An 18,187-nucleotide genomic window follows, 5' to 3' on the forward strand; every position below is an offset into this window, starting at 1 on the left:
GGTCACTGCCGCGCTCTGCGTATTCGAGCATCCGCATGTCGTACACATCACACCACCTCCATCTGCCGGATCTTCAACTGCTGACCGGAAACCAGTTCGAGATTCTCGCTGCCGCACGCGCATTGCCCAAATGGCAGGTCGACCGCGAGCGTCGCGCCGCATGTGAGACAGCGCGCCTCGCCCGGTATAACGACGATCTCGAGTGTCGCGCCCTCCACCGCCGTATCCTTCGCGCACACGTCGAAGCAAAACCGGATCGCCTCCGGCATCACCGCCGACAGTTGCCCGATCTCCAGCGTCACGCGCCGCACGCGGGCGCCGTGCGCCTGTTCCGCGCAAATCTCGACGACGCTGTTCGCAATACTCAACTCGTGCACGGCGCACTCCCGGCTGGCCGCTCAACAGATGCGCGGCAGTTGCTCGCCCACCAGCATATCGACGATGCGTTGCCCGCCGAACACGGTCCGCATCACGACTAGCCCATTCGCCTCCGCCTCGTTCCGTTCAACCGTCCCGATCACCGCCGCCTCGCGTCCCACCGGGTGCGCGCGCATGGCCGCCAGCACGCGTTCGGCGGCGTCCGCGGGCACCACGGCCACCAGCTTGCCTTCATTGGCCAGATACAGCGGGTCCAGGCCGAGAATCTCGCACGCGCCCTTCACCTGTTCACGCAAGGGCAGCGCGGCTTCATCGAGCCGTATCGTCACGTTCGAACTTTGCGCGAATTCATTGAGTACGGTCGCAACACCACCGCGCGTCGCATCGCGTAGACAGTGGATCTGCGGACACGCGTCGAGCATCGCCGCGATCAGGCCGTTGAGAGGACAGCAATCGCTTTCTATGTCGGCTTCGAGTGCAAGCTGCTGACGCGCCACCAGAATCGCGGCGCCGTGATCGCCGAGACAGCCGTTGACGATCACCACGTCGCCCGGACGCGCGTTGCGCGCCGAAATCGAGACATCGTGGCGCACCACGCCAATGCCCGTGGTGTTGATGAACAGCTTGTCGGCGCAACCGCGCTCCACCACTTTCGTGTCGCCCGTGACGATCGCGACGCCGGCTTCGAGCGCGACGCGCTGCATGCTCGCCGCGACGCGGCGCAGAAGATCGACGGAGAACCCCTCCTCGATCACCACGGCGCACGACAGGTATAAAGGCGTCGCGCCGCACACCGCCAGGTCGTTCACCGTCCCGGACACGGCCAGTGTGCCGATGTCGCCGCCCGGAAAGAATAGCGGATCGACCACGTAGCTATCGGTTGTAAAAGCGAGCCGGTCGCCGTGCGCGGCGAGATCGGCCAGCGCGAAGACGGCCTGATCTTCCAGCGCCGCGAGCGTGGGATTGTCGAAGCTCGACACGAACACGTCTTCGATCAGATCGCGCATCGCGCGGCCACCGCTGCCGTGCGCCAGATTGACGGTAGCGTCGCGCACGCGGTGCGGCGCACTGGCTTTGATCGAAGTAGAAGCGCGATCGTTCATGGGCCACCTCGCACGGCGGACACGCCAACCACATCGGCCCTGCTACCCGCGCCAGGACACGCCCCGCCCTGAACCGCCGCTTGCCGCGCTTCACGCCGTTCATCGATACGCGACGTATCGATCCGCCCATAGTTGTAATACGCCGCGCACGCCCCTTCGCTCGACACCATCAGCGAGCCGAGCGGCGACTCCGGCGTACACGCTGTGCCGAACACCTTGCATTGATGCGGCTTGATCACGCCCTTGAGCACCTCGCCGCATTGACATGCTTTCGGATCGGCGATCTTCACGTTCGGCACCGCGAACTTGCGCTCGGCATCGAATCCCGCGAACGCCTCGCGCATCCGCACGCCGGAATGATCGATCGAGCCGAGTCCACGCCACTCGAAAAACTCACGCGTCTCGAACACGCGCGTGACCGCCGACAAAGCCTGCGCGTTGCCATCCTCCGGCACGATCCGCCCATACTGGTTCTCGACCTCGCAGCGGCCATCCGCAATCTGCTTGAGCACCATCCACATCGATTGCAGCACGTCGAGCGGCTCGAAGCCGGCCACCGTGATCGGCTTGCGATAGTGCCGCGCGATGAAGTCATACGGCCGCGTGCCGATTACCATGCTGACATGTCCCGGACCAAGAAAGCCGTCGAGGTGCAAATCGGGCGAGTCGAGAATCGCCTTGATGGTCGGAATGATCGTAATGTGATTGCAGAACAGCGAGAAATTCGTGACCTTTCGCGCGTGCGCCTGCAAAACGGTCATCGCGGTGCTCGGCATGGTCGTCTCGAAGCCCAGGCCGAAGAAGATCACCTCGCGTTGCGGATTGAGCTGCGCGATCTTCAATGCGTCGAGCGGCGAATAAACCATGCGCACGTCGGCGCCGTCGGCCTTCGCCTTGAGCAGGCTTTTCTTCGAACCGGGCACGCGCATCGCGTCGCCGAACGTCGTGAAGATGACTTCCGGACGCTCCGCCAGCGCGACGCAATCGTCGACGCGCCCCATCGGCAGCACGCACACCGGGCAGCCCGGACCGTGAACGAATTCCACGGCGTCGGGCAGCAATTGCTGGATGCCATAGCGGAAAATCGTGTGAGTGTGGCCGCCGCACACTTCCATGATTTGCAGCGGCCTCTGCTTCGCGCGCTCGATGCGTGACACCAGCGCGCGAATTTCCCTCGCGAGCGTTTTCGCCTTCTCCGGGTCGCGAAACTCATCGACGTATTTCATGGCGTGCCTCCGGCGGCCGCCGTGGGCGAAGCGCCGAGACCGCCGCGGTCGTCGGCGAGCAGCGTATGCACGAGGTCCCACAGAATGTGATAAATCGCGACATGCGTCTCCTGCACGCGATGAATGCTGTCGCTTCTCACCACGAGGCAATGATCGAGCGCGGCGCTCGTGGCCATGCGTCCGCCGTCATGACCGGAGAGTCCGATGGTCAGCAGTTCCATCTCTTTGGCCTTTGCGAAAGCGGCCAGCAGGTTCTCCGAATTGCCGCTCGTCGACACGCCGATCAGCGCGTCGCCGCGCCGCGCCTGCGCGACCAGTTGCCGGACGAAAATATGATTGAAGCCGACGTCGTTGCCGACCGCCGTCAACATGGCCATGTCGGCGACAAGATTGATGGCGGTGAGCGCGGGACGTCCCGTCGTGATCGGATGCAGAAACTCGACCGCGATATGCGCCGCGTCGCAACTCGAACCGCCGTTGCCCATCGCGAAGAGCCGGCCGCCACGGCGATACACGTCGGCAATGGCGTGAGCCGCGCGCACGACCTCGGGCGCGCTTTCATCGAAGAAACGCGTCTTCGCATCCACGCTGTCCTGCGCCTTGCGACGCACCGATTCGAGCAGGGCCGCGTCGAGCCGCTCCGCATCCTGATGCGCGCCATGCAGGAACGGATACAACGCTTGCAGCGATTCATGTTCGGGCATGGCCGGTCTCCGTGTGCTGGCGACGGCGCGCTCACGGCGCGCCGCGCAACTCATCCATCTCGCCCTGCGCGACGCCCAGTTCGTGCAGCAGCGCAAGCGTGCGCGCCGCTTCCTGCTCGTCGAGCCGGCTCATCGCAAAGCCGACATGCACCAGCACCCATTCGCCGACGCACGCGCTCGCCGGCCGGTCTTCATCGATCACGAACGCGATGTTGATCACGCGCCGTACACCGCCGACATTGACGAGCGCGAGATCGTTCGCCGCATCCGTCACTTCGACGATTTGCCCCGGGATGCCCAAACACATGTCGCTCTCCTCTCTGCCCCGTGCGAACCATCAACCCTCGCCGCGCTGCCGCGCCGCCGCGATGACCGCCTGCCCGAGCGACAATCCGCCGTCGTTGGCCGGCACCTGGCGATGCGTCAGCACGCGAAACCCCGCCTCGCCAAGGCGCGTTGCCACCTGTTCGAACAGGATGCGGTTCTGGAACACGCCGCCCGATAGCGCGACGCTGCGCGCGTCGGCCGGACCGGTCAGCAGGTCGGCAAGACACTCCACCATGCGCACGATCGCAATCGCCACGCCCTTGTGAAAACGCGCCGCAATCACCGGCACAGGCGTGCAGCGCAGCAGATCGTCGAGTAAGGCTTCCCACATCGGCCGGGGTTCGATGCAGCGCAACCCACCCGGCACGGTGTTGGTCAGTTCGAACGGGTATGCATGCGCGTCGCTATCGTTGCGCAGCGTGTGCTGATCGACCAGCGCCTCCAGTTCGATCGCGGCCTGGCCTTCGTAAAGCACACGCTCACGGCACACGCCGAGGGTGGCCGCCACCGCGTCGAACAGACGGCCCGTCGAACTCGCGAGCGGGCTGTTCACGCGCTGCGCGATCATCGCGTCGAGCGCGGCGCGCGGACGGCCGCTCAGGAACTGCTGCATCTCCAGACCGCTGTAGTGCCGCGTAAATCCGTACCAGTCGAAGGCAGCCCGCAGATGCGCGTAGGCATTGCGCCACGGCTCGTCGATGGCGCGCGTGCCGCCCGGCATCGCCACCGGCTTGAAGCGGCCGAGACGCGTGTAGCCGCGATAGTCGGCCAGCATGAATTCGCCGCCCCACAGTGTGCCGTCGTCGCCGTAGCCGAGACCGTCGAGCGCGACGCCGAGCATCGGCAACGCATCGAAGGCGACCCCGTTTTCGGCCATGCACGCGGCAAGATGCGCATGATGATGCTGCACTTCGACCACGGGAATCTGCGAGGCTTGCGCGAGCTCGTAGCCGATCTTGCGCGACAGATACTCGGGATGCCGGTCGAGCGCGATCACCTGCGGTTCGTATTCGAACAAACGCAGATACTGCGCCACCGCGCGGCGGTAGTCCGCATACGTCAGCGCGTCTTCCAGATCGCCGATGTGATGCGAGACGATCGCTTGCGCATCGCGCGCAAGGCAGAAGGTGTTCTTGAGTTCGCCGCCCATCGCCAGCACCGCGGGGGTGTCGGCGAAACCTTCGGGCAACAGCAGCGGCGCCGGCGCATAGCCGCGCGCGCGCCGAACGATCTGCGCGCTACCCCGCACGACGCGCGCCACCGAATCGTCGACCCGGCGCGAAATGTCGCGATCGTGCATCAGGAAGACATCGGCGATACGGCCGAGACGCGCGCGGGCGTCCGCGTTGTCGATGCACGGCGGCTCGTCGCTGGTGTTGCCGCTCGTCACGACGAGCGCGGAATCGATCGACTCCGTCAGCAGCCGATGCAGCGGCGAGGACGGCAGCATGAAGCCCAGCGTGCCGACGCCCGGCGCAATACTTGGCGCGACGCATTCGGCGCCGTCGGCGGACATGATCACGATGGGTCCGCCGGCGCTCGCGAGCAGCGCGCATTCGGCCTCGCTCGGCGTGCAATACCGCCGCATGGCTTGCAGATCGCGCGTCATCAGCGCGAAGGGTTTGCGCTCGCGCCGTTTTAGCCGCCGCAGACGTGCGACCGCGGTTTCATCGCTCGCATGGCAGGCGAGCTGAAAACCGCCCAAGCCTTTGATCGCGACGATCGCGCCGTGCCGCAGCAGCAGGCTCGCCGCGCGGCACGGGTCGTCGCCATTCACGCGCGCGCCGTCACGGCTCTCCAGCCAGACACGCGGGCCACATGCGGGGCACGCAACCGGTTGCGCGTGAAAGCGCCGGTCGGCCGGATCGTCGTATTCCGCGCGACACGCGTCGCACATGACGAACGCCGCCATTGTGGTATTGGCGCGATCGTAGGGAATGGCTTGTATGATCGACAGCCGGGGCCCACAGTGCGTGCAATTCGTAAACGGGTAGCGGTAGCGGCGGTTCGCCGGATCGGCGATTTCCGCCGCGCAATCGGCGCAGATGACGGCATCGGGTGTGACGCCGGTTTGCACATGGCCGCTCACGCTCGGCACGATACGAAAGTCGTTCGCCTCGGCCGCCTCGTTCAATTGATGCCGCTCGATCGCGTCGATCCGCGCAAGCGGCGGACACTCGGCGCTCAGGCTGTCGATGAAGCGTTGCAGCATCCACGCGTCGCCCCATGCGTGAATCAGCACGCCGTCGCTGTCGTTGCAGACGTCGCCGACCACGCCGCAGGCATGCGCAAGCCGCCACACGGTCGGCCGGAAGCCGACGCCCTGCACCAGTCCGCGCACGCGGATCTCTTCGCCGACCGGTCCCACGACCGCCGGATGCTGCGCCGAACCCTGCCCGGCGGGCTGTGCATGCGTGCTCATCGCCATCTCCCTGGCCGTTGTCGCCTACATGTTGCGGATGCGGATATAGCGCTTGATGTCCTTCATATTCGCCAACACGCCGACCACCAATGCCGGCAACAAGAGGTACTTGAAAAATCCTTTCATGATGTCTCCCGCTTCAGTCGTTTCACACCGTATGCATGACGTGTTCGCGCACCCCGCATGTCAGGCCACGCGCGCGGCGCGCTGTTCCAGCCTCGCCGTCACGAGCCGCACCACCACTTCGGCGGCCTGCTCCACCGCGGCCGCCACGGGGCGGCTCAAACTCATCCGTCCTTCTTCGCCCTCTTCGCAACCGAAATCCTGCGGCTCGCAGCCGAGCACGACGATGTCCTCGCACCCGCCGCCGAGCATCCGCACGGTTTGCAGCACCTTGGCCGGGTCCATCTCATGCGGCGACATCAGGATCGGCACGGCGTACGGATCGTCGCTCGCAGCGCCACCCGACTCTTCGATGGACGGCTCGATCACGTACAGCGTGCCGGGCGCGCCGCCGCGCTGCGTCGCGTCGATCAGGATCGCGCTGTCCACGCCGTCGAGCAGCGCGTAACACAGATCGACGCCGCGAATGCCGAAGTCCGCGACGTTTACACCCGCCGCGAATGCCGGCAACTCACCCGCGGCCAACTGTTCCTGCAAACGCCGCACCACTTCGACGCCAAAGCCGTCGTCGCCGAGAAACACGTTGCCGATGCCGGCCACCAGAATCGCGCTCATACGAGCCCCCGCCGGGCGCCGGCAGCATGCCCGAGCGGCTCGATCTCGTCCGGCCCGAAGAAGAACCGGTGGCCCGGCATGCGCTGCACGCCGAAGTCCTTGCCCGGATCGTCGTCGATAGTCACGGCGACATGCACGTGGTCGTCGAAATCGCGTTCGATCGATTCGATCGTCGCGACCATGCCGCTCAGCGCGATATCGAAGATGTCGGCGCGGCCGCGCGGGCGCAAGCGCACCTGATCGCCGATGCGAATCTCCACGCCCGCGACCCGCACGCAGGCAAGATGCGGTCGCGCATCGAGTTCGGCCCACGGCGAGACGGGCATGGCGGTCTGCGCCGCGGAGATGGACGCGCCCACGCTCGCCGCGTCGAGCGCGCGCACCTGCCGCAAGGTGCCGTGCAGCTTCTGCATCTGCTCGGCGCCCAAACCTTCGGTGCGCGCGAGCAAGGCGCGAGCACGCTCGTCGGTGGCGATCATTTCGCGCTTTTCTTCGTCCGTCATGGTGAGAATGCGCAGCGTGAGAATCTCGTCGATCTCCGTGGCGTCGAACAGATCGCCGGCGCTTTCGGGCGCGATCTGCGGAAAATCGTAGAGGATGATCGGCGAGGCGAGCATGGTGTCGGGCCGCTGTTCATCGCCGACCAACACCGGCCACACGCCGATATTGCGGCACGCGGCCGACGCCGCCGCGAGCTCGTCGGGCGGATCGATCGACGAGATCCACGTGCCGCGCTCGATGCTCAGCACGGTATGGCACGAGACCAGCGCATACAGCGAAGCAGCGTCGCGCGTGAGGTCGCGCGCATGCTCGAGCGGCGTCTCGTTGACGATGCGCACCTTCAGCCGATAGACGCCCGCCGCCACGCTCGCCGCACTGATTTCCACGCGGCCTTGCAGCGCCGCACGCGTGCGGCGCAGCGCGCCACGCAGCGTGCCATGCCGGTCCGCCAGCGGTTCGAGGTCACTGCCGGCGTCGAATGAAAACGGCATATCGCGCGGCGCGTTGAGCAATTCGCCCAGCACCAGCACCGGCAGCGCGAGATGCCGTTCAGCCGCTTCCTGCCACGGCGTATAGCGCCGTTCGTCGATATCGAGCCCAGGCACCGTGCGCCACGCGGGCTCGCCCGACTCCGGGCGCACCGCGGCGTTCTCCGACACGTCCAGCACCATCCGCTCGATCACCTGCAAGAACCCGGGCCGCACCGCGACGCGCGTATGTTCGCCGCCGCGCAGCAGACACTCGCTTTGCGTCACCCACGGATCGCTGCCGGATGCCTCCGCATAGGCGCGCGGATACACGCCTCCGAAGGTCCAGCGCTGCCGGTTCTTCACCGAAGTCGGCCGGTACGGATACAGCATGTAGCCTTCGTACAGCACCGCCTGCACCACGCTTTCGACCGCGTTCACGATATGTCCTCCTCGAGCTTGTCGAGCAGGCTCGCGACCGCCTGCTCCCAGCTCGTCAGCCCCCCACGGGTTTTGAAGCGCGCGAGGCGATCGAACACGTCGCGATGCAGGCACAGCCATGCGCCGCTCGGGTAATAGCGAGCCATCATGTCGCGCCATAGCGCCACCGGCAGACGGTACGCCGCCTCCTTGTGCCACGGAATCGGCGCGACCTGCAATGCGCCGTCGGCCTCGCGATAGAACACGGTGCCGCTGAACTGCAGCATCAGCGGAATCTCGCCCTCTTCGAGTCCGTGAAAATATTTGGTGGCGGCTACATTGAAATCGTAGCTGCACGGCACGGGCAGATCGAGCGTGCATTCGCCGGTAAACGGGGGCGCCACCGCCGACGCATGCGTCCACAGCATCGTGCGTAACGTATCGCCCCAACGCGGCGGAATGCCGAACAGGTCTTCGAGCCCGTACTGCTCGGCGGGCGCGTAGCGGCGTTTCGCGGCTTCGATCTGGATCTGGCATTGCAGCGTGATGCTGGCGATCTCGCGCTGCGGCGCATTGTCAACCGCCGTATCGACGACACGCAGCTTGAACATCAGCAGCGGCGCCGCGGCAAACGGCACCACTTCCGCCGACTCGACAGTGAATCCGAGATCAGGCATGGAGCAAGCCCTCCGGTACGCGGCCCTGAGTCTTCAGCGCGGCGAAGAAACGATGGATCGCGTCCCAGGCCTGCCGTCCGCCAGAGACACCACGCCAACGCGCGCGAATTACGCCGGTGAGCGCATAACATTGGTCGATCGGCACGCGGTAGTACTCGCGCGTGCCCTCGCTGCGGTTCACGAGCAGCGCTTCGACATCGGGCTCCAGTTGCGCGAGCCACGGATTGTCGGCGACGAGTTCGGTCCACGCCTGCAGATCCAGCAGCGACTGCGTGCCGCCCGCCGGTCCGGGATACAGCGCGACGATCCGTTGCGCCGAACTGTCGTGAAAGAAGAAAGCCATGTCGATGGGAATCGCCAGCGCGTCCCACTGCGCGTCGCTCATGTGAAAGCCGTCGAGATAACGCGCGTCGCGCGGCACCGGACGATAGCGCGCGTTCTGCTGATTGCCGAACAGCAGCGCGCAGGCACGGCAGCAGCAATACAGTTGGCGTTTGGCGATTTCGAACAGATGAGGATGGTCGGCCAGCAGCGGCGCGCCGCACAACTCGCAATGCACGTCGTCGGCTTGGCGCACGAAATGGCGCACGGCCGCGACCCAGCCGCGCGTCGTGGCGGCGGCGGGTGTCATTGCGCGCCGGCCTCGGTCCGGCTGGCTACCTCGGTGTGCTCGGAGCGCGCGTCGGCGTGCGGGTCAGTGTGCGTGTTAGGCACGAAGCGCAGTTCATGCACGTTGACGTCCTGCAAACCCGCGATGTCGACGCGCATCGTCTCGGGCGCAGCTTCGAAAATCGCAAGCTCGATTTCCTGCCGCAATTCGCCGACCGAATTGTGCTTGCCTTGCAGACGCCCGGCCACTTTCACGCGCACCGCTTCTTCGGCGGCGTCGAGCAATTCGATCTGAATGCCTTGCACGCCGAGCAGCGGCCGCATCTTCTCCACCGCGCGCGATACGCGCGTCGGCAGATCTTGCGGATGCAAACCGTGCAACAGAAGCAGCGCCGATACACTGGCATCGCGTTCGAACGCTTCAAGCATGGCGTCGTCCATCGCCCCGGCGGACGAAACGATTTCCAGCAGACGCGCGAGCCCGTTCGTATGCAGATCGAGCACCACCTGCAGCAGTTCCTGAGCGCTCTCGCGCGCAGGCGGATCGTCGAGCGTCTCCAGCGCCGCAATGAGTTCCTCGATGCGGCGTTGCTGGGCGGCGACCGAGCGCGAGTCGCTCGTCTGGGCGCTCACGTATGCGCTCCCTGCATCACGCCGAAGGTCGGCGAGTGCGAGGTGTCGATGGTCTTGCCGTTGCCTACATACATATGCACGCCGCACGGCAGGCACGGATCGAAGCTGCGCACTGCGCGCATGATGTCGATGCCCTTGAACTTGTCGGGGCCGTTCTCTTCGAAGATCGGCGTGTTCTGCACCGCGTCCTCATAAGGTCCGGGCGTACCGTAAATATCGCGTGGGTTGGCGTTCCAGGGCGTAGGCGGATACGGATGATAGTTGGCGATCTTGCCCTCGCGAATCACGAGGTGATGTGAGAGCACGCCGCGCACCGCCTCATGGAAGCCGCAGCCGAGGCCTTCTTCCGGCACCGTGAAATCGCTGAACGTGCGGGTGCGGCCCGCGTGCAATTCGGCGAGCGCCTGCTCGGCGAAATACAGCGCTGCCGCCGCCGAATAGGCCTGAAAATACGTGCGGGCGCGATCGCGTTCGAGCGCATTGCTCCACTTCGGAATCTTCCATTCGAACTCGACTTCGGGCTTGAGCGCGGTCTTCGGCAAATAGATTTTCACGCTGTGACCGGTCGCCTTGATATAGCCGATATCCACCAGTCCCGCCAACGCGGTGGCCCACAGGCGCGCAATCGGACCACCGCCGGTATCGAGCGCGAGGTGATCGCCTGTGCGCTTGTCGAGCCAGCGCGGCGACATCACCCACGTATAGTTGCCGTCGAATTTGCGTTTCTGCGGATGCGGCAACGTAGTCTGATTCCACGGATGCTTGCGGTCCACCGGGTTGCCGAGCGGGTCGTTCTTCACGAAGGTTTCTTCGTGATCCCAGTCGTCGTAATAGGAGCTGCCGAGCAGAATGCGAATGTTCAGGTTGATGTCGACGAGATCGGTCGTGACCAGCTCGCCGTCCACCACCACGCCCGGCGTGACGAACATGCCGCGGCCCCATTGCGTCATGGTGTTGTAGTTGTAGTCGCACACGTTCGGATCCTGGAACGAGCCCCAGCAGCCGAGCAGAACACGGCGCCGGCCCACTTCTTCGTAACCTGGCAATGCCTCGTAGAAGAAGTCGAACAGATCGTCGTGCAGCGGCACGACCTTCTTCATGAACTCCACGTATTTCATCAGACGCGTGATGTAGTCGGTGAAGAGCTGAATGGTCGGCACAGTGCCCACGCCGCCTGGATACAGCGTCGACGGATGCACGTGGCGGCCTTCCATCAGGCAGAACATTTCGCGCGTGTAGCGGCTCACCATCAGCGTTTCGCGGTAGAACTCGCCGGTAAAGGGATTGAGCGCGGTCATGATCTCCGCAATGGTTTTATAGCCGTGCTTGTCCGCGTGCGGCGCGGGTGTTTTCTGGGCCTTGTCCCACACGCCCGGATTGGTCTCCTTGACCATCGTCTCGCAGAAGTCCACGCCCACCAAGTTGTCCTGGAAGATGTTGTGATCGAACATGTATTCGGCTGCTTCGCCGAGATTGACGATCCACTCGGCGATCGGCGGCGGCTTCACGCCGTAGGCCATGTTCTGCGCGTAGACCGAGCAGGTCGCGTGATTGTCGCCGCAGATGCCGCAGATCCGGCTCGTGATGAAATGCGCGTCGCGCGGGTCCTTGCCCTTCATGAAAATGCTATAGCCGCGAAAGATCGACGAGGTGCTATAGCATTCCGCCACCCGCCGGTTCGCGAAATCGATCTTGGTGTAAATCCCCAGACTGCCGACGATCCGCGTGATCGGATCCCAGTTCATTTCGACCAGCTTGCCCGGCGCTGCCTGGGTGGTGCCGGTCGCTTCAGGTGCGGTGCTGACGGCCATGACCTTCTCCTGCTGACTATGCTGACGACACTGACTACGCGAATTCAGCCGCTCAGCGACGGTAACCGGTGGTGAGTTCCGAACGGTTGTGACGCCATTTCGGCTCATCGTTGAGCGTGTTTTTGGTCAGCTTGCGCAAGCTGCGGATCAGCGGGCCATAGCTCCTGATCAGATTCGACGACAGCACCGCGCCGGGCGGCTCGTCCATGAACGGCATGAACTTGTCCGGGAAGCCCGGCATCGTGCAGCCGATGCAGATGCCGCCCACGTTCGGACAGCCTCCGATGCCCGCCATCCAGCCGCGCTTGGGCACGTTGCATTGCACGACCGGTCCCCAGCAACCGAGCTTGACGATGCAATTCGGGCTGCCGTATTCGGTCGCGAAGATCGCCTGCTCGTACGAACCCGCCCGGTCGCAACCGTCGTGCACGGTGCGGGTGAACAGCCACTTCGGCCGCAACGCGTCGTCGAGTGGAATCATGGGCGCGAGGCCCGCGAGCTGATACAGCAGATAGAGCAGCGTCTCCATGAAGTTGTCCGGCTGCACCGGACATCCCGGCACGTTGACGATCGGCAGACCCGCTTTCGACTTCCAGTCCCAGCCGAGATAATCGGCGAGACCCATGCAGCCGGTCGGGTTGCCCTGCATCGCGTGAATGCCGCCATACGTCGCGCAGGTTCCCGCGCCGACCACCGCCAACGCGCGTGGCGCAAGCCGGTCGAGCCATTGCGGAATCGTGATCGGGTCGCCCGTATCGGGGTCGGTGCCCAAGGCGGCCCAATAGCCCTCGCGATTGATCCGCTCATTGGGTATCGAGCCTTCCATCACCAGCACGAAGTTGTCCAGCTCGCCACGCGCGGCCTGATGAAACGGCTTGAGAAACTCGTCGCCGTTTTCATACGCCAGCACGGGATTGTGTAAATGGACCTTCGGCAAGCCGGGAATCGCGCCGAGTATCACGTCCTCGATACTCGGCTGGGTGGCGGCGGTAATGGAGACCGAATCGCCGTCACAGCCGAGGCCCGCGGTGATCCAGATGATGTGCACTTCCTTGAGGGCCGGCGCGTGCTGAGTCTTGCGCCCATAGGGGACGTTGTCTGCTTCTGCCATGATGTGTCTCCACGACGTTCACGTTCTTTTGGACAAACAAAGATACGTGGCGAGCGCCGCACGGCAGTCACGTGTCCAGCAATCGATCAGGGATAATTTCCGCGTGGGGAGCGGTTAAAAAGATCGGATTTGCTGCATGTTTTCGTTTGAATGGTGCCCACCGCAATGAGCCCGCAAAACTTTTTCGAGTATAGGTCAGCGATTCGGAATAACCCAATTTTCATAGCTTATTCGCGAAGCTTCGCGCGCCGCGATAGCCGCATCCACACGCTCTATTCAATTCTCTGACGATAGCTCTTAAGGGTTTGCGCCAAACTGATCTGCCGTTGCGTACCAATCAGGAACGGATCTCCATCTCCCCGATTCGCCGCCATTTGTAGACCGCCACGGACAATAACCAGGCGGCCGCGAATACGCCGGCGATCGCATAGCCGAGCATGCCGAAGTTATCGTTGAGAACCGCCACCGCCTGCCAGAATCCGCCATTCAGATGCAGCTTGTCGGCTACCAGCCCAAGCCCTTCGATGCTGCCGACCAGCAGCGCCACCAGCACCGAAATCGTCGTGATGGTGAGGTTGTAGTAGAGCTTGCGGACCGGCTTCACGAAGGCCCAGCCGTAAGCGCCCAGCATGAGGATACTGTCGGTGGTATCGATCAGCGTCATGCCCGCCGTAAACAGCACCGGGAACACGAGGATCGACCAGATCGACATGCCTTGCGCGGCGCCCGCCGCGGAAATGCCGAGCAAGCCGACTTCGGTCGCGGTGTCGAAACCGAGGCCGAACAGAAAGCCGAGCGGATACATGTGCCAGCTTCGTGTGATCAGGCGGAACAGCGGCCGGAAGAGGCGTGCGAGAAAACCGCGATTGGCGAGCAGCATGTCGAGATCTTCGTCGACGTAGGGCTCGCCGCGGCGCACGCGCCGAAACGCACGCAGCACGGAGCGCAGCACGACGAGGTTCAGTAGCGCAATGGCGAACAGGAAAAACGTCGACACGAGCGTGCCGATCATGGCGCCCGTTTCCCTGAATCCGCTCAGCCGGGTTTGCAAGGCCATCGCGGTGACGGCAATGCCGAGCGTGGCCAGTACGACGATGGTGGAGTGGCCGAGCGAGAACATCAGCCCTGCCGTGAGCGGACGCTGGCCGGACTGCATGAGCTTGCGCGTAACGTTGTCGATGGCGGCAATGTGGTCCGCGTCCACGGCGTGCCGCAAACCGAGCGAGTAAGCCAGTAGACACGAGCCCATCAGCAGCGGATAGCCGCGAAACGCCATGAAGGCCGCAAGCCACGCCGCGAGATTAAAGGTCAGTAGCAACGCGTAGAGCCACGCGATCCGCCGGCGCTGATGGCCGGGCACCACTGCCGGGAACGCCTTCACGAACTCCGTCATGTGTTCTTCTCCCCGGAGCGAAGGCGAAGGCGGCTGCTTTGCACAGCCAGGCGCGCGAGGCGTCTTTTCGATAATAGACCTTTTCACACGCTGCGCCATCGCTCGATGGATGACGCAGCGCATCACCGCTTCAGGCTATTTCACATTGAACGCATAGTCGCCATGCGTGCGATGTCCGTCCGACGCCACGGCAACCCAATGCACCGTGTAGTGACCGGCCGCGAGCGGCGGCAGCGGCACGGCGATGAGCGCCGGCTGATGCTCGTCGACCGCGGCCTTTTGCGTGTTGACCTGCTTGCCGCTCGCGTCGGTCACCGTCAGCGAACTGAACGCCGCTTCGAGCGGCCCGTCGAAAATCACCCGCACCTGCGCGGGCGAGGCCACCGTCGCGCCCGCTCCCGGCTCCTGCTTTTGAGGGAACACGTGAGCGAAGGCCGCGCCCGCGAGCGCGAGGCCGGCGCACAGCGCCGCCAGTTTCGCCACGGCGTTAGTGCCGCGCAAACGTCGGTGTTTCATCGTGCCATTCATCATCACTCTCCTGCGTTACTGGAACAGCGGCTTGCCGATCGTGGTCGGCGCGACGTCGTCGAAGAAAATATGCGCCTGCACCAGAATGCCCACATGCGAGCCGCTCGCACGATTGATCGGGATTTGCGCCTCCACACCGAACTGCCCATAACGGTTGATCCAGATAAAGCCCGGATTGACCGTGCCTGTCGTCTGCCCCTGGCTGCGGGACAGCGGAATTTCCACCAGCGGAATCAGGTTGGCGAACGGCTGCGGCAGGCCGACATCGCGCACGTGCTGTTGCAGATACGGCAAGCTGTACTGCACGGTGAAGCCGTAATTGAAGGCGTTCGGCTGTCCCGCGCCGGTGGTCAGCGCCGGTCCCGCTTCGCCCGTGATGGCGATCGGCCGCAGATACGCCAGCGAGTCGGGCAGATCGCCCATGCCCTTGCCGGCAAAGATGGTCGGCGAGATGGTCGAGAAGTTGTCGGCGATCGCGCGGCTGCCTGTGCCGCCGAGTTCGGCATCCACACCGACCGAGGTCATGAATTCGTGCGCGTCGTTGACGTACAGCAGGTACTTCAAGCCAACGCCGAAGTTGTCGAAGCCGTGCGCCCGCGGATTGTTCTGCATTGCATATGTGCCGTCGACGGACACCGCGAGCCGCGGTGTGATCAGCTTGTCGTATTCGAAGTCGAAGGTGTTGATGCTCTGGTCGCCGTTGTCGCCCGGCACGCGTTGATGGCCGAACTGCAAGTTGGCTTCGTCGCCGACGCCGGGGTCGTCGACGGCCATCGTCGATGGGAAGACGCGGTTGCCCGCAATCGCGTGAGCGCCGGCAAGCGAAGGGGCGCACAACAATGCGCCGGCAGTGGCCGCGAAAAGCGCCGCCGCGCGCAGCGGTTGCCTGCGGGGCGTTGTGTGGGTAAGCATGATTCATCCTGTTTCATGGGTCGTGACAATGCCGGCGCGCGCAGCCGATAGGGACGCGCGGCGGCAACCGCGATGCATTCGATGCATCGCGCCGTGGTGACTCGAATCAGGATGCGGTCGGAGGTGCCCGGGGTTGAGCGAAGGTGAGCGGTTCGACGCGGCGCACGCTCTCGAAGCGGGTCGCGACAGTGTGCTGCACGGCGCGGACGGTGACGACGAACAGTGCCTCGACGCTCGGCACGGCCGGCATGTGGGCGAGCAGGCTGCAATAGCCGCAGAGGTCGCCGTCGGACATGGCCGTGTGGTCGGCGTGTTTGTCGCCTGCTGGATCCGGCGCGCTCGACGTGACCGATGTCGCGTCCGGCGTGTCGTCCTGCATCGAGTCCATCGAACCCATGGACGCCATCGACGGCATGTCGCAATGCTCGGCTGACATGGCGCTTTCATCGCTGCGTGCGGCGAGCGTGTGCGAGATCGTCGGAGCGAGCGTGGCCATCAGGATCGCGAACAATCCCAGCCAACTGCCGATCTTCCGATAGAAACGACTCACGATGCGCCCGGCGACACGATGAGGAAGCTGTCGCGGATTATGCCACGGTCGATACCGCATTCCGGTCCTGATGCGACAGTTATGTTGGGCATTTCACTCATGCACCACGCATGCAGCGCACGTCTTCGAAGGTGCCGCGCGGAGGGCTCGCGTCGCCAAACGGCAAGAGCTTCGCGACCGCCCGGTCAATAGAGCAAACTGCCGACGCCAAACCCACCGCGGACGGTGGACAATGCGATCATCCCGGCTCGGCACGGAGTGTCCATGAAAGCGCAGCGCCCGCGTCCCCCGCACTTTCCTGGCGAAGAGCCGCATGCCGAGTGGCGCGACCACACGCTGCTCTATGTTGTCGTGGCCGGGGTCATCATCCTGATGGTCACGCTGGTCGTCTGGCTGGTCGATCCGGCGCCGCCCAAGACGATCACCCTGAGCGCCGGTCCGCATGACAGCTCGTTTCTCGTCGCCGCCGAGCAGTACAAGAAAATTCTCGCCCGCAACGGCATCAAGCTGAACGTGCTGGAGTCCGACGGCTCCGTGCAGAATCTGCACCGTCTGCTGGACCCGAAAGAGCGCGTCGACGTCGCGCTCGTGCAAGGCGGCGTCGCCGACGGCCTCGACACCTCGTCGCTGATGTCGCTCGGCAGCGTTTTCTATATTCCTGTGGTGGTCTTCTATCGCGGCACGGGCCTGAGCCAGCTTTCGCAACTGGAAGGCAAACGCGTCGCGGTGGGCCGCGAAGGCAGCGGCACGCGGCTGCTGGCGCTCAAACTGCTGGATGCGAACGGCATCGAGCCGGGCGGCGACACCACGCTGGTGCCGAGCGACGGCATGCAGGCCGCCACCCAACTGGTGGCGGGTGACGTGGACGCCGCGATCCTGAACGGCGACTCGGCCACGCGCGGCCTGATGCTGCGCCTGCTCAAGGTGCCCGGCGTGTCGGTGATGAACTTCGCCGAAGCGAACGCGTATACGCGTCTCTTTCCCTATCTGGACCAGATCGACCTGCCGGCCGGCGTGCTGGATCTGAAGCGCAGGATTCCGCCCGAAACGGTGCATCTGATCAGTCCGACCGTCGAACTGGTGGCCCGTACCACACTGCATCCGGCCATTTCCGATCTGTTGATCGAAGCGGCGCAGGAAGTGCATGGCATGCCGGGCCTGTTGCAGCGCGCGGGGGAATTTCCGAGTCCCGTCGCACGCGAATATCAGATCAGCGAAGACGCGCAGCGCTACTACAAGACGGGCAAGAGCTTTCTGTATCGCACGCTGCCGTTCTGGCTGGCGAGCATCGGCGACCGCACGCTCGTTCTGCTGCTGCCGATGGCCGTGCTGCTGTTCCCGGCCATGCGCCTGATTCCGGCGCTCTATCGCTGGCGGGTGCGCTCGCGCATCTATCGCTATTATGGTTCGCTGATTGCGATCGAACGCGGTGCGCTCGCCGATTCGACCGACGAGGAGCGCGCGCGGCTCTTCGCGGAACTGGATCAGATCGAGGATTCGTTGAATCGGCTGCGCATGCCGCTCGCCTACGCCGACGCGTTCTATGTGCTGCGCGAACACGTCGGCTTCGTGCGCAGCCGGCTGGGGGCTGCGTCGCGGCTAGGCAGCCACCCCTAGGCGGGGTGGCGGGTTTTGCGCTTTTTGGGTGACGGGTAGTTGGGCGGTTCGGCCGGAAGC

At 64.5% G+C, this 18,187-nt stretch carries 19 protein-coding genes; 1 reads left to right on the forward strand and 18 read right to left on the reverse strand.

The window, feature by feature from the left end:
• Window positions 1-47: 47 nt before the first annotated feature.
• From hypA to P0D73_RS06805, 18 genes are all read right to left on the reverse strand, one after another.
• A complete protein-coding gene (gene hypA / locus P0D73_RS06720) occupies window positions 48-377 on the reverse strand; it encodes a hydrogenase maturation nickel metallochaperone HypA (RefSeq protein WP_408176555.1) in 330 nt (109 codons plus the stop codon).
• Between the two features lie 21 nt (window positions 378-398).
• Entirely contained in the window at window positions 399-1,481 is a 1,083-nt protein-coding gene (hypE, locus tag P0D73_RS06725; protein WP_408430472.1) for a hydrogenase expression/formation protein HypE, read from the reverse strand.
• The gene (gene hypD, locus P0D73_RS06730; RefSeq protein WP_408282041.1) at window positions 1,478-2,707 is read right to left on the reverse strand and encodes a hydrogenase formation protein HypD; all 1,230 of its coding nucleotides are present in this window, start codon (window positions 2,705-2,707) and stop codon (window positions 1,478-1,480) included. Before hypD ends, hypE begins: the two co-directional genes overlap by 4 nt.
• Window positions 2,704-3,411, reverse strand: coding sequence for a D-sedoheptulose-7-phosphate isomerase (locus tag P0D73_RS06735; RefSeq protein ID WP_408430474.1), 708 nt, complete (start codon window positions 3,409-3,411; stop codon window positions 2,704-2,706). The genes hypD and P0D73_RS06735 overlap by 4 nt, the downstream gene beginning before the upstream one ends.
• A gap of 31 nt (window positions 3,412-3,442) precedes the next feature.
• The gene (locus P0D73_RS06740) at window positions 3,443-3,718 is read right to left on the reverse strand and encodes a HypC/HybG/HupF family hydrogenase formation chaperone (protein ID WP_132374323.1); all 276 of its coding nucleotides are present in this window, start codon (window positions 3,716-3,718) and stop codon (window positions 3,443-3,445) included.
• Window positions 3,719-3,748: 30 nt separating this feature from the next.
• Window positions 3,749-6,160 carry a carbamoyltransferase HypF gene (hypF, locus tag P0D73_RS06745; RefSeq protein ID WP_408430476.1) on the reverse strand — a complete coding sequence of 804 codons (2,412 nt, stop codon included), beginning with the start codon at window positions 6,158-6,160 and terminating at the stop codon, window positions 3,749-3,751.
• A 24-nt stretch (window positions 6,161-6,184) separates the two neighbouring features.
• Window positions 6,185-6,286, reverse strand: coding sequence for a DUF6893 family small protein (locus P0D73_RS06750; protein WP_408176547.1), 102 nt, complete (start codon window positions 6,284-6,286; stop codon window positions 6,185-6,187).
• A gap of 60 nt (window positions 6,287-6,346) precedes the next feature.
• Entirely contained in the window at window positions 6,347-6,898 is a 552-nt protein-coding gene (locus P0D73_RS06755; protein ID WP_132374321.1) for a hydrogenase maturation protease, read from the reverse strand.
• Entirely contained in the window at window positions 6,895-8,307 is a 1,413-nt protein-coding gene (locus tag P0D73_RS06760) for a hypothetical protein (protein WP_408430479.1), read from the reverse strand. The genes P0D73_RS06755 and P0D73_RS06760 overlap by 4 nt, the downstream gene beginning before the upstream one ends.
• Window positions 8,304-8,963 (reverse strand): DUF6084 family protein, encoded by a 660-nt coding sequence (locus tag P0D73_RS06765; RefSeq protein WP_408430482.1) that lies wholly within the window; start codon window positions 8,961-8,963, stop codon window positions 8,304-8,306. The genes P0D73_RS06760 and P0D73_RS06765 overlap by 4 nt, the downstream gene beginning before the upstream one ends.
• Window positions 8,956-9,594, reverse strand: coding sequence for a DUF5947 family protein (locus P0D73_RS06770; protein ID WP_408282029.1), 639 nt, complete (start codon window positions 9,592-9,594; stop codon window positions 8,956-8,958). The genes P0D73_RS06765 and P0D73_RS06770 overlap by 8 nt, the downstream gene beginning before the upstream one ends.
• A complete protein-coding gene (locus P0D73_RS06775; protein WP_408430485.1) occupies window positions 9,591-10,205 on the reverse strand; it encodes a NifU family protein in 615 nt (204 codons plus the stop codon). The genes P0D73_RS06770 and P0D73_RS06775 overlap by 4 nt, the downstream gene beginning before the upstream one ends.
• Window positions 10,202-12,016, reverse strand: a complete 1,815-nt coding sequence (locus P0D73_RS06780) for a nickel-dependent hydrogenase large subunit (protein WP_408176541.1) — start codon at window positions 12,014-12,016, stop codon at window positions 10,202-10,204. The genes P0D73_RS06775 and P0D73_RS06780 overlap by 4 nt, the downstream gene beginning before the upstream one ends.
• Window positions 12,017-12,068: 52 nt before the next feature.
• The gene (locus P0D73_RS06785) at window positions 12,069-13,127 is read right to left on the reverse strand and encodes an NADH-quinone oxidoreductase subunit B family protein (RefSeq protein WP_132374316.1); all 1,059 of its coding nucleotides are present in this window, start codon (window positions 13,125-13,127) and stop codon (window positions 12,069-12,071) included.
• A 337-nt stretch (window positions 13,128-13,464) separates the two neighbouring features.
• Window positions 13,465-14,520: a HoxN/HupN/NixA family nickel/cobalt transporter gene (locus P0D73_RS06790; RefSeq protein WP_408430488.1), complete on the reverse strand. Its 1,056-nt coding sequence runs from the start codon at window positions 14,518-14,520 to the stop codon at window positions 13,465-13,467.
• Window positions 14,521-14,655: 135 nt separating this feature from the next.
• Window positions 14,656-15,048 (reverse strand): copper resistance CopC family protein, encoded by a 393-nt coding sequence (locus P0D73_RS06795; protein WP_408430827.1) that lies wholly within the window; start codon window positions 15,046-15,048, stop codon window positions 14,656-14,658.
• Window positions 15,049-15,063: 15 nt separating this feature from the next.
• The gene (locus P0D73_RS06800) at window positions 15,064-15,960 is read right to left on the reverse strand and encodes a hypothetical protein (protein ID WP_408282019.1); all 897 of its coding nucleotides are present in this window, start codon (window positions 15,958-15,960) and stop codon (window positions 15,064-15,066) included.
• A gap of 106 nt (window positions 15,961-16,066) precedes the next feature.
• Window positions 16,067-16,510 (reverse strand): DUF2946 domain-containing protein, encoded by a 444-nt coding sequence (locus tag P0D73_RS06805; protein ID WP_408430491.1) that lies wholly within the window; start codon window positions 16,508-16,510, stop codon window positions 16,067-16,069.
• A 264-nt stretch (window positions 16,511-16,774) separates the two neighbouring features.
• Here P0D73_RS06805 and P0D73_RS06810 point away from each other — a divergent pair, with 264 nt between their 5' ends.
• Window positions 16,775-18,127, forward strand: coding sequence for a TAXI family TRAP transporter solute-binding subunit (locus tag P0D73_RS06810; RefSeq protein WP_408176536.1), 1,353 nt, complete (start codon window positions 16,775-16,777; stop codon window positions 18,125-18,127).
• The last annotated feature ends 60 nt before the right edge of the window (window positions 18,128-18,187 follow it).

Origin of the sequence: Paraburkholderia sp. RL18-101-BIB-B, from assembly GCF_046026985.1 — a bacterium.
In the GTDB taxonomy this organism is placed as follows: Bacteria; Pseudomonadota; Gammaproteobacteria; order Burkholderiales; family Burkholderiaceae; genus Paraburkholderia.